The sequence below is a fragment of the Pseudomonas sp. GW822-FHT03F04 genome (assembly GCF_058801405.1).
The window spans coordinates 1-11475 of sequence record NZ_JBXANF010000011.1 but is presented as its reverse complement, the minus strand read 5'-3'; the positions used below and the strand labels follow the sequence as shown (position 1 = coordinate 11475).

The 11475-nt window shown below is 61.6% G+C and carries 9 protein-coding genes and 1 pseudogene; 3 read left to right on the top strand and 7 right to left on the bottom strand.

Features of this window, described 5'->3' with window-relative positions:
• Positions 1-65: 65 nt before the first annotated feature.
• The 4 genes from AC1RMX_RS23890 to AC1RMX_RS23875 form a co-directional block, all read right to left on the bottom strand.
• Positions 66-2771, bottom strand: a complete 2706-nt coding sequence (locus AC1RMX_RS23890) for a TonB-dependent receptor (RefSeq protein WP_493073167.1) — start codon at positions 2769-2771, stop codon at positions 66-68.
• Positions 2772-2979: 208 nt separating this feature from the next.
• A complete protein-coding gene (locus AC1RMX_RS23885) occupies positions 2980-3381 on the bottom strand; it encodes an ExbD/TolR family protein (RefSeq protein WP_085703293.1) in 402 nt (133 codons plus the stop codon).
• On the bottom strand, positions 3381-4085 hold the full coding sequence (locus AC1RMX_RS23880) for a MotA/TolQ/ExbB proton channel family protein (protein WP_007959058.1): 705 nt from the start codon (positions 4083-4085) through the stop codon (positions 3381-3383). Before AC1RMX_RS23880 ends, AC1RMX_RS23885 begins: the two co-directional genes overlap by 1 nt.
• A gap of 49 nt (positions 4086-4134) precedes the next feature.
• Positions 4135-4950 (bottom strand): energy transducer TonB, encoded by an 816-nt coding sequence (locus AC1RMX_RS23875; RefSeq protein WP_493073165.1) that lies wholly within the window; start codon positions 4948-4950, stop codon positions 4135-4137.
• A gap of 1090 nt (positions 4951-6040) precedes the next feature.
• On the opposite strand from AC1RMX_RS23875, the gene AC1RMX_RS23870 reads away from it, so the two are divergent.
• Positions 6041-6664, top strand: coding sequence for a glutathione S-transferase N-terminal domain-containing protein (locus AC1RMX_RS23870; RefSeq protein WP_192558495.1), 624 nt, complete (start codon positions 6041-6043; stop codon positions 6662-6664).
• A gap of 12 nt (positions 6665-6676) precedes the next feature.
• On the opposite strand, the gene AC1RMX_RS23865 is transcribed toward AC1RMX_RS23870, so the two are convergent.
• Entirely contained in the window at positions 6677-7117 is a 441-nt protein-coding gene (locus AC1RMX_RS23865) for a CBS domain-containing protein (RefSeq protein ID WP_096823056.1), read from the bottom strand.
• Positions 7118-7306: 189 nt separating this feature from the next.
• Here AC1RMX_RS23865 and AC1RMX_RS23860 point away from each other — a divergent pair, with 189 nt between their 5' ends.
• Positions 7307-9667, top strand: a complete 2361-nt coding sequence (locus tag AC1RMX_RS23860) for a DNA polymerase II (RefSeq protein WP_493073164.1) — start codon at positions 7307-7309, stop codon at positions 9665-9667.
• Here AC1RMX_RS23860 and AC1RMX_RS23855 read toward each other — a convergent pair.
• On the bottom strand, positions 9632-10102 hold the full coding sequence (locus AC1RMX_RS23855; protein ID WP_096823054.1) for a DUF1810 domain-containing protein: 471 nt from the start codon (positions 10100-10102) through the stop codon (positions 9632-9634). The two genes, AC1RMX_RS23860 and AC1RMX_RS23855, sit on opposite strands and share 36 nt — an antisense overlap.
• 29 nt (positions 10103-10131) lie before the next feature.
• The gene (locus AC1RMX_RS23850; RefSeq protein WP_493066576.1) at positions 10132-10953 is read right to left on the bottom strand and encodes an aldo/keto reductase; all 822 of its coding nucleotides are present in this window, start codon (positions 10951-10953) and stop codon (positions 10132-10134) included.
• Between the two features lie 433 nt (positions 10954-11386).
• Here AC1RMX_RS23850 and AC1RMX_RS23845 point away from each other — a divergent pair.
• A pseudogene (locus AC1RMX_RS23845) lies at positions 11387-11475 on the top strand (Hcp family type VI secretion system effector); the annotation flags it as partial.

Here is an 11475-nt window from a genome sequence, read left to right as displayed (position 1 = left end):
GCTGCGGGATGCGAATTCGCAAGGGGAGGGGGCCGGCCGGAGTCTTGCTCGGCCCCGACCGTGACTCAGAAGTGGTACGTCATGCGCGCAAACAGCGTGCGGCCCAGCGGATCGGTGTAGCGCGGGTCATAACCGCTCTGGAAGTTGTAGGCCTGGTTGGAGAACGGCGGATCGCGGTCGAACAGGTTCTTCACCCCGGCATCCACGTCCAGCACCTTGTCGAAGGTGTAACCGGCCGACAGGTCCCACACCGAATACGACGCGACCCGCGCGTTGGTCTCGCGGTCGTAGTCGTTGTAGCCGGTGGTGAAGCGGTTGGTCAGCGCCGCACGGGCCGCGCCGAAGGTCCAGGAACCGGTCAGGTTGTGTTTCCAGCGGGCAATCACACCGTCGCCCTTGAAGTCGCCGACTTTGTCGGTGAACGGGCCCTTGATGGTGCTCTGAAAGTCGTACTCGTCGACATAGGTGCCTTGCAGGCCCAGACCGAACTGACCGTACGGTGTGTTCGGGAAGCGATAGTCCAGCGACACATCGACGCCGTTGGTTTCGACGATGCCGAGGTTGGCGTTGCCGGTGACGATGTAATTGAGCGTGCCGTCGGCGTTGCGCACGAAGCGGTCGGGGTAGCTGCCAGCCTGATCGAACACGGTGGATTCCGGGAACGGCTGGATCTGGTTGGAAATATGAATCCACCAGAAATCCAGGCCCACGGACAGATTGCTGACCGGCTGATAGACGAAGCCCAGCGTCACGTTGCGGGCTTTCTCCGGGGCCAGGTCTTCGTTGCCGCCGATCTGGTTGAGGAACTGCTGACCGCAATCGCGCCCGCCGTTGCCGCCCGGTTGCACGACACCGCCGGTACACAGCACCGGGTCGTTGTAGTAGCCCTGGGTGTAGGTGATGCTGCGCGGCGAATACAACTCATACAGCGACGGCGCGCGGAAACCTTCGCTGTAGGCGCCGCGTACTACCAGCTCCTTGAGCGGCTGATAGCGGAACGAATATTTCGGGTTGGTGGTGCTGCCGAAGTCGCTGTATTTGTCGTGACGTACGGCGGCGGACAGTTCCAGGCTGTCGAGCACCGGCACGTTGATTTCCGCGTAGGCGGCTTTCACGCTGCGGTCGCCTTCAACGCTGCCGGCCGGGTCGATGCCCAGGCTCTGGATGTCGCCGGCGAACGGCTCGAAGTCCTGGTGGAATTTCTCTTTGCGGTACTCGCCGCCCAGCGCCAGACCCGACGGGCCGGCACCGAACCAGTCACCGATTTCGCGGCTGATCCGCCCGTCGAAACCGGCGACCCGACCGACCGCCGTGGAATAGGCGCCGTGGTACATGGCCTGATCGATGTATTGCTGACCGGCGCTGCTCTGCGGTCCGAACGGGTTGAGCAGACCGCTGGCCAGACCGCTGATCATCGCTTGATCGCTGACGTAGCCGCTGGTGACGCTGGAGACGATCTTGTTCTGGTTGTAGGAGGCGCCAACGTTGTAGTCCCAGCCGCCAACCAGACCGTCGAAGCTCAGCAGGAAGCGCTGACTGGTGTTCTGGTCTTTCGATTCGCGCGGGCCGGCAGCCGTTTCGCGCCAGTTCACATCCACCGGTTGCGTCGGGTCGAGGGCGAAGCCGGTGGGCGCCGGGGTGATGCCGTTGCCGGGGTAGTAGGGCGAGGACGAATCCAGGCTCAGGCCGGTCAATGGCGCCGGGCCGACAGCGGTGGCGTTGTTGTTGCGCGACCAGAAGTATTCGAGGTTGACGTTGTGATCATCGGCCAGTTTGCCGGTGGTCTTGCCGAAGAACGAGGTCTTCTCGGTCTGCGGCACCAGGTCGATGTATTCGCGGGTGCTGAAGCGGCAGAGGCCGTCACGGGCCACCAGGTTGGGGCCGTTGCAATTGCTGTTGGCCAGCGGGTTGGTGGCATTGCCGTTCTGGCTGTAATTGCCGGGGAACGCGGTGCCGGAGGTCTGGTCCAGGCCACGGCCGGGCACGTAGTCGCGGGCGAAGGAGCGGTCGTTGGCGTCGAGGTTCTGCTGCTTGTTGTAGTTGAACACGCCGAGCACGTTGAAGCGGTCCTGCTCCAGGTCGCCGTAACCCCAACTGGCGCTCATGTCCTTGGTCGCACCGCCGCCGCTGTGGGTCGGGGTTTCGCCGCCGAGGGTGAGCTGACCGTCGGTCATGGATTTCTTGGTGATGAAGTTGATCACGCCGCCGATGGCGTCGGTGCCGTACAGGGCCGAGGCGCCGTCGCGCAGCACCTCCACGCGCTCGATCGCGGCAAACGGGATCATGTTCAGATCCACCGCGCCGCCGGCCGAGTTGGTGCCCGACAGGGCGTTGTTCGCCAGCCGGCGACCGTTGAGCAGCACCAGCGTCTTGTTCGCGCCGATGCCGCGCATGTCGGCGAACGATGCGCCGCCGGTGGCCGCGCCGACCGAGCCTGCGCTGTTGTTGATCGACTGGCTGCCGGTGATGCGCTGCACCAGTTCGGCGGTGGTGGTCACGCCCTGTTTGCGCAGTTCCTCGGCCTTGAGCACAGTGATCGGCACCGCCGTTTCCGCATCGACCCGACGGATCGCCGAACCGGTCACTTCGACCCGTTGCAGTTGCGTGGTCGGCGCGACCACCGCAGCGGCGGCCGGGACGTTGTTGTCGTCCTCGGCAGCCTGAACCCCGGCGCCCATCCCCATGGCCACCAGGTACAACGGAACGAAACGGTGGCGGGAAATCGTCGCCACCAAGGGTTTGAGCGTGAAGCGTGGAGTGTTCATCAGCATGGTTGTTTCCGACTTTGTTAGACGTTTATCGAAATGGCCTTGTGAGCCCTCTTTGCACGGAGCACGGTGGTGCCGCGCCGCGAAAACCACTTTCTTCAAGCAAGCCGATCCCCTCCGAAGACGCGGTGCGTTTTTTCGGTCGGCCGATTGCGACGGGATTCAACGAACGGTGTCGGGCGCGTCCCTCACAGCGTGCCCGGCACCGCCGTCAGCGGGTGGTCATCACCGATATTTTGGTGATGCCCGAGCGCTCGATGGACGCCATGGCTTTGGCTACCTGGCCGTAATTCACGGCGGAGTCGGCCTGCAGCTGCACGCGCACCTCGGCGTCCCTGGCCTTGACCTCCTTGAGGCTGGCCTCCAGTGATTCCGGCGCCAGCTCGGTCTTGGCCAGGAAGAATTTGCCGTCCTGATCGACGCTGACCACCACCGGGTCTTTCTTTTCTGCGGGGGCGACGGCGTCGGTTTTCGGCAGGTTGACCTTGATCGCATTGGTCATCAGCGGCGCGGTGACGATGAACACCACCAGCAGCACGAGCATTACGTCCACCAGCGGCGTGACGTTCATTTCGCTGAGCACTTCATCGCTGTCTTGAGTGGAAAAGGACATCAGCTGGCCTCCCGCACGGCGGCCGTGGACTTGGCGATGGCCTGGCGGCTGATGGAAAACGCACTGCGCGAGGCGAGGGCGTCGAAGTCGTGGGCGAAGTCATCCATGTCCGCCGAGGCCAGCTTCAGGCGCCGCAGGAAGAAGTTGTAAATCAGCACTGCCGGCACCGCGACGGCAATCCCCACGCCGGTGGCGATCAGCGCGTGGCCGATGGGCCCGGCCACGGTTTCCAGGCTGGCCGATCCGCTGGCGCCGATGCTTTGCAGGGCTTCCATGATTCCCCACACGGTACCGAACAGGCCAATGAACGGCGCGGTGCTGCCGATGCTGGCGAGGATCGCCTGGCCGTTTTCCAGCGAGCGGCGTTCCTTCTGGATCTGCTGGCGCAGGTTGCGCTCCAGTCGGTCGGAGCGGTTGATGGTGTGCGCCAGTTGCTGGGTGGTGCGGGGGGATTCTTCCACCAGCAGGGCTTCGAAACCGCTGCTGGCGATCCGCGCCAGCGAGCCCGGATATTGACTGGCGTGTTCGGCGGCGGTCAGCAGATCCGGCGCGCCCCAGAAGGCTTTGCTGAACTGTCTGTTCTGGGTTTTCTGGCGCAGGTATTGCGCCGACTTGACCAGCAGGATTGCCCAACTGACCACGGAAAACAGCACCAGCCCCCAGAGCACGCCGGGGACAATCATCGAAGACAAAGAATCGTTCATGGCTACACCTCGCTTGCGTTAATCGGTTGTGAGTTCGGTTGTCGCGCCGTCATTGCGGCAATTTGAAATCGATGGTCTGGGTGGCGAAGCCGTCGATCGGCGTGTCGCCGCGTTTGGCCGGAATGAACTTCCAGGCCTTCACCGCCGCGACCGCTGCGTCATCCAGTTGCGGCTTGCCGCTGGATTTGGTCACCGTCACCGAGCCTGCGCGACCGTTGGCCAGCACCTGAATCCGCAGCACCACGCTGCCTTCCCAGTTGCGCCGCAGGGCCAGCGACGGGTATTCCGGCGGCGGGTTGCCAAGGCTGGCGAGGCCGGAAATCGCCGCCGACTCTTTCACAGGGCCCGGTGCCGCCGCAGGTGCCGGAGGCGCGCTCGGGGTGGCCGGGGCGGCAGGCGCTGCCGGTTGCGCAGGGGCGGGTGGCGCTTTCGGCGGCTCGACCTTTTTCACCGGTTTGGGTTTCTCGACCGGTTTCTGTTTTTCGATCGGCTTGGGTTTCTCCACCGGTTTGGGCGGTGGCTTGACCGCGTCCTCGTCTTCCACCGGTTGTTCCGGTTCGGGAGGCGGCGGTGGGGGCGGCGGCTCCGGTGTCGGCGGGGCCGGAGGTGTCGGGCTGGTGAGCTCGACGGTCATTTCCGGAATTTCCGGTGGCGTGGGCAACGGCTCGGCCCTGGCCTGCTGGAAAAACCACCAGACGCCGCCGTGTATCAACGCCGACACCGCCACCAGCAACAGCATCTGCTGTTTGTTCAGGCCGCCGGGCTGCGAAGTGTTGGCCTTATAGACGGGCCGACCCGCCACAGACGCAAGTGGTGCGTTCCGTAATGGCCCCGGCGGCGTTCTGTGCTTTACCGCATCGTTCATTAAAGCTCCCTCGGGTGGATGAAGGGCAATAAGGTGCCGTTCGAACAACACAGCGTTGTTCGAGTGAGTGGTCGCAACTTTCATACAGGTGTGCAGAAGCCGATAGTTGAACTATCTATTGAACAGGGCTTGTGCAGCTTATTGCTTCAGTAACATCGACTTCGATTGTTCATTGACCCGGTCCGTGGCTGTTCTTTTATGAGTGAGTGTGCAATTGAGTGGCTTGTCTCATTCTTGCCCTCATGATTGATGCAATAGCAACCGCTGTGCCAAAGAGTGACCCATTGTGTAGTGTTTATTTCTCGACTGATACGTATGTCGCATTTATATAAATTTCATCAAGCACGCCGGTTTTCATGGGCGCATAACCTCCCGAAGGCCCTGTTTGCAGGGCTTTTTTCAAGGCGAGACAGGCCGGGCGCGGTATCACGCTGTTCAGCGAGATAGAGCGGCTGTTCTCGTGTCAGCCAGGGCGCGTGATGGTGCGTGGCGGACTGATTTGGTGCGGGTCAGTGTTTTAGCGGGTCACAGGTGATGTTCCTTGTTCTTGTTTAAGTAAAGTCGGTCGTTCCGCTTGAGCGGTGTATTGACTGAAAGTGCAGTTTTGGTGCGCTCCGAACATTAATGCCGAACAGTAAAAGTTGTAGCGGTGTGCTGTCTGGAAGTTATTGTCGAACAATATTTTCTGGCGTTCATTAATGCAGCGCGCACGCAATGACTTCTTGCATGCTATTTAAAAAATAAATAGTGCTGGCGTTCAGGTAATAAAAGGAATGCACGGACTGTTCGGAGGACGAACACCGCGCAGGTACAGGGGTACGGAGAGAAGAGAATGGCGCAGCAGATGAAGATTCACGCGGTGAACTCCTTGTTGCCAGCTCGGATACGCGAACTTTTGGTTCGGTATCGCACCTTACAAGAACGCGGATAGCGTTCGTTGATTGCTCTTGGTGCGGGATGGGCACCGCCAGCGCTGTTTTGCGAGATCAGGGATTCGCAAGCTGCCGATGAATGCGCAATCCGTGCCAAATTCGATACAACAGCTATAAATAGGGCCAGGCAGGATGCCTTTCGCAGTGGAGGAGGGGATATGTATCAGCTCTACGGACATCGCAATTCAGGGGCGGCGGCCATCGAGGCGGCGCTCGAGCTGTGCCAGATCGCTTATCGCTTCATCGACATCGAAGCCAGCGCCGAAGCGGCGCAGGAACTGGCCAGGCTCAATCCGCTCAAGCAGATTCCGACTTTGCAACTACCCGATGGCAGTGCGCTCACTGAAAGCGCGGCGATCCTGATTCACCTGGGGTTGAGCTTTCCCGCGTCCGGTTTGTTGCCGGCCAACGCAGCCGATCGTGATCAGGCGATTCGCGGTCTGGTGTACATCGTCAACAATTGCTACGTGGCCATCGGTGTCATCGATTACCCCGAGCGTTGGCTGGTGATGCCGGACGAAGCATCGCGACAGAACCTGATGGCGGGCGCGCGGGAGCGATTGCACTGGATGTGGGAAGTGTTCGCCGACCAGTTTTCCGCCGAGCTGTACCTGGACGATGAAACACCGGGAGCACTGGATGTATTGGCGGCAGTGGTGACGCGCTGGGCCGGCACCCGCGAACACCTGCGCCAGGCCCGGCCGGGGTTTTATGCATGGCTGCAACGCATTGACCGGCACCCGGTACTGGCGCCGGTCTTTGCGCGACATTGGCCTTCTTGAGACTTCGGCCGATCACTCCCCGCGAATGTACTGCTCCAGCTGTTTGATCAGCTCGGCCTGTTCGGCAATCGCTTCCTTGACCAGGTCGCCGATCGACAGCAGGCCCAGCAGCTTGCCGTTTTCCACCACCGGCAAGTGGCGCAGGCGTTTGTCGGACATGATGCTCAGGCAGGTGTCGACGGTCTGGTGGGTGTCCACCGTGATCACGTTTGCGACCATGATGTCGCGTACCGGCGTGCCTACCGAGGAGCGCCCGTGCAGCACCAGTTTGCGCGCGTAATCGCGTTCGCTGATGATGCCCACCACTTTATCGTCCTCCACCACGAGCAAGGCGCCGACGTTTTTCTCGGCCATCTTCATCAGCGCTTCGAGCACCATGTGATCGGGTTTGATCTGGTGCACTTCCTGATTTTTCTGATCTTTGAGCTTGAGCAGCTGGGCGACGGTTTTCATGGTGGTTACTCAGGTGTTGTCGTTGTTCTCCAAGCATCGTAGACGCAGGCGCGCAGAGCAAGGCCGCAAAACGGCAGATAACACGCAAAAAACGTCATTTGGCGGGTTTTTTCGTTGCGAGGCCTGTGCCACCGGTTGCTGCAATGCCGCGTAGAATGCCTTTCTGAATCAATTCTTGAGGTCGCAGTGGTGGATTTACAGCAGGGCTTCGTCCTGACCCGGCATTGGCGCGACACCCCGGCCGGCACCGAAGTCGAGTTCTGGCTGGCGACCGACGCCGGGCCGCGCCGTGTGCGCCTGCCGCATCAGCCGTCGGTGGCGTTCATCCCGGCGGCGCAGCGTGAGCAGGCCGAGCGGGTGCTGGCGGACGAAAAGAACGTCGAACTGCGCCCTCTGGCCCTGCAGGATTTCGAGCATCGCCCGGTGCTCGGGCTGTATTGCCAGCAACACGGCCAGTTGATGCGCCTGGAAACGGCGCTCAACCGTCACAGTGTCGATGTCTTCGAAGCTGATGTGCGACCGCCCGAGCGTTACCTGATGGAGCGTTTCATCACTGCGCCGGTGTGGTTCAGCGGCACACCCGATGCCGACGGTGTGCTGCTCGACGCCCACCTCAAGCCTTCGCCCGACTATCGACCGAAACTGCGACTGGTCTCGCTGGACATCGAAACCACCGAGCAGGGCGAGCTGTATTCCATCGCGCTGGAAGGCTGCGGCGAACGGCAGGTGTACATGCTTGGCACGCCGAACGGAGATGACAGCATTGTCGACTTCGACCTTGAGTACTGCGAATCGCGCACACTGATCCTGAAGAAACTCAACGACTGGTTCGCCCGCCACGACCCCGACGCGATCATCGGCTGGAACCTCGTGCAGTTCGACCTGCGCATCCTCCACGAGCACGCCCGACGCCTTGGCGTGCCGCTCAAGCTCGGGCGCGGCGGTGAGGAAATGCAGTGGCGCGAACACGGCAGCCGCACTCATTACTTCGCGGCAGCGGCGGGGCGGCTGATCATCGATGGCATCGAATCCCTGCGCTCGGCAACCTGGAGTTTCCCCTCGTTCAGTCTGGAAAACGTCGCCCAGACCCTGCTCGGCGAAGGCAAGTCGATCGACAACCCGTACCAGCGCATGGACGAAATCAACCGGATGTTCGCCGAGGACAAACCGGCGCTGGCCAATTACAACCTCAAGGACTGCGAACTGGTCACGCGGATCTTCGCCAAGACCGAGTTGCTGAAGTTTTTGCTGGAACGCGCCAGCGTCACCGGCCTGCCGGCGGATCGCAGCGGTGGTTCGGTGGCCGCGTTCACCCACCTGTACATGCCGTTGATGCACCGCCAGGGTTTTGTGGCGCCGAACCTTGGCACCAATCCACCGCAGGCGAGCCCCGGCGGATTTGTCATGGATTCGCAACCGGGGCTGTACGAATCGGTGCTGGTGCTCGACTACAAGAGTCTTTATCCGTCGATCATCCGTACGTTCCTGATCGATCCGGTGGGGTTGATCGAAGGCTTGCAGCATCCTGACGACAGCGATTCGGTGCCGGGTTTTCGCGGCGCTCGTTTCTCCCGCACCCGGCATTGCCTGCCGTCCATCGTCGCCCGGGTCGCCGAGGGCCGCGAGACCGCCAAGCGTGAACACAACGCGCCGCTGTCCCAGGCGCTGAAGATCATCATGAACGCCTTTTACGGCGTGCTGGGTTCCAGCGGTTGCCGGTTTTTCGATACGCGGCTGGCGTCATCGATCACCCTGCGCGGCCACGAAATCATGCTGCGTACCCGGCAGTTGATCGAGGCTCAGGGGCATGCGGTGATTTATGGCGACACCGACTCGACGTTCGTCTGGCTGCGTCGCCCCCACGGTCAGGAAGAGGCGGCGACCATCGGCCGGGCGCTGGTGCAGTACGTCAACGAGTGGTGGCGCGAGCATGTGCGTGAGCAGTACGGGCTGGAAAGCGCCCTCGAATTGCAGTTTGAAACCCACTACAAACGCTTCCTGATGCCGACCATTCGCGGCGCCGAGGAGGGCAGCAAAAAGCGCTACGCCGGCCTGGTGACCCGCGCCGACGGCAGAGAAGAAATGGTCTACAAAGGCCTGGAAACCGTGCGCACCGACTGGTCGCTGCTGGCCCGGCAATTTCAGCAGGAGTTGTACGAGCGGATCTTCCAGCGCAAACCGTATCAGGATTACGTGCGCGAATACGTGCGCAAGACCCTGGCCGGCGAGTTCGACGAGCGACTGGTTTACCGCAAGCGCCTGCGCCGAACCCTCGACGACTACGAACGCAACGTGCCGCCCCACGTGCGCGCCGCACGGCTGGCCGACGACTACAACGCGCAGCACGGTCGCCCGCGGCAATACCAGAACGGCGGCTGGATCAGCTATGTGATCACCCTGGCCGGCCCCGAGCCGCTGGAAGTGCGCCGCGCGGCCATCGACTACGACCACTACATCACCCGCCAGCTGCAACCGGTGGCGGATGCGATTCTGCCGTTTGTCGACGACGATTTCTCAACCCTGATCGGGGGGCAACTGGGCTTGTTTTGAGTCCAGCAGTTGCAGGGTCCATTCGTCCTGAATGCCGTGGAAATAACGCTCCAGCGCTTGATGCCAGAGGCTGTTTTCGTCGGCGAACTGGGCGAACAGGGTCATCGATGAGTGGAATTTCAGGTCGTCCGGATGGCCGAAAATCTCGGCAATCGAACGCTGCTGCACGTTCAGCACCAGTTGCGCGCAGGTGCGCAGCCGGGCGCCGAGCAGCTCATGGGCCAGATAAGCCTTGGCTTCCCCGGCCGAGCCGATGGCAAAGCGCCGGGACATCTCGCTGCCCCCGAGCCCGGCGAACTGCGGAAACACAAACCACATCCAGTGGCTGCGCTTGCGGCCCTCGTCGAGTTCGCGTTGCACCCGTTCGAACACCGGGTCCTGGGCCAGGACAAATCGTTGCAGGTTGAACGGGTCGTACTGATCAGTGCTTCTCATGGCGAAGCCCTCTGCCCGTCGGCGGTGGCTCAGACCATGGCCAGCCGCTGCTTGCGTTGTGGCGCGTGAAACGCCTGGTCCAGCGCCGCCAGATCCCCGGCATCGAGCTGTAGCTGCGCCGCTTGTGCATTGAGCTGCACATGTTCCGGACGCACTGCCTTGGGAATCGCAATCACCCCATCCTGACGCAGAATCCACGCCAGCGAAACCTGTGCCGGGGTCACGCCGTGACGAACGGCAATCTGTTTCAGCACGGTTTCCGCGAGCATCGCGCCGCCCTGGCCGATCGGGCAGTACGCCATCAGTGGCATGCGCTGTTGCTGACACAACGGCAGCAGGTCGAATTCGATGCCGCGCTCTTCCAGGTTGTACAGCACCTGATTGGTCGCGCAGGCCGAATTCGACAGTTCTTCAAGATCGCCGACGTCGAAGTTCGACACGCCCCAGCGGCCGATCTTGCCGTCCTCGCGCAGACGCTCGAAGGCCTCGACGGTTTCTTCCAGCGGATACTGGCCGCGCCAATGCAGCAGATAGAGGTCGATGTAATCGGTGTCGAGCCGACGCAGACTGCGTTCGCAAGCCTGGGGAATGCCTTTGCGACTGGCGTTGTGCGGGTAGACCTTGCTCACCAGGAACACTTGATCGCGCAGGCCGGCGATGGCTTCACCGACCACGGTTTCGGCACCGCCCTCGGCGTACATTTCGGCGGTGTCGATCAGGGTCATGCCCAGTTCGATGCCACTGCGCAGGGCCGCGACTTCACGCGTGTGCGCCGAGCGGTCTTCGCCCATGCGCCAGGTGCCCTGGCCGATCACCGGAACCTGCACGCCAGCCAATTCGAGGGTACGCATTCAAACCTCCTTTCTGAAACGGTCGATACCTTTAAGTGGGCAGCAGGATAGCCCATGGGTTCCAAATGAGGTGTGTCGGCCCGTTGAGGCGTTTATGGCGAGGTTCTGTTGCTCCGATGTATTGAACGGGCGTTTCGCAACTGCGCAAGAAGTTGCGCAGTTGTCCGTAATAAAACCAGGTTAAAAACCGCTACAGGCCTTGCCGATCAAGGCCTACAGCCAAGTGCGCAAGAAGTTGCGCAGTACTGCGCAACTTCTTGCGCACTTTTCGACGAATTCAGCGGGAATTTTCGCCGCATCTGCGAAGAAAACTTACCAAGCCCCCGGTTTATAAAGCTTTGAAAAAGTTGGCATGCTAATTGATGGCCATTGGCCGCCTCTTGGGTGATATCACCTATCGGCGCACCCAACGATTCAGCAAGGAGCACACCCCATGGCAACACCCGCGTACATGTCGGTTACCGGCGAAAAACAAGGCCTGATCACTGCCGGCGCCTTCACCGCCGACTCCGTTGGCAACAC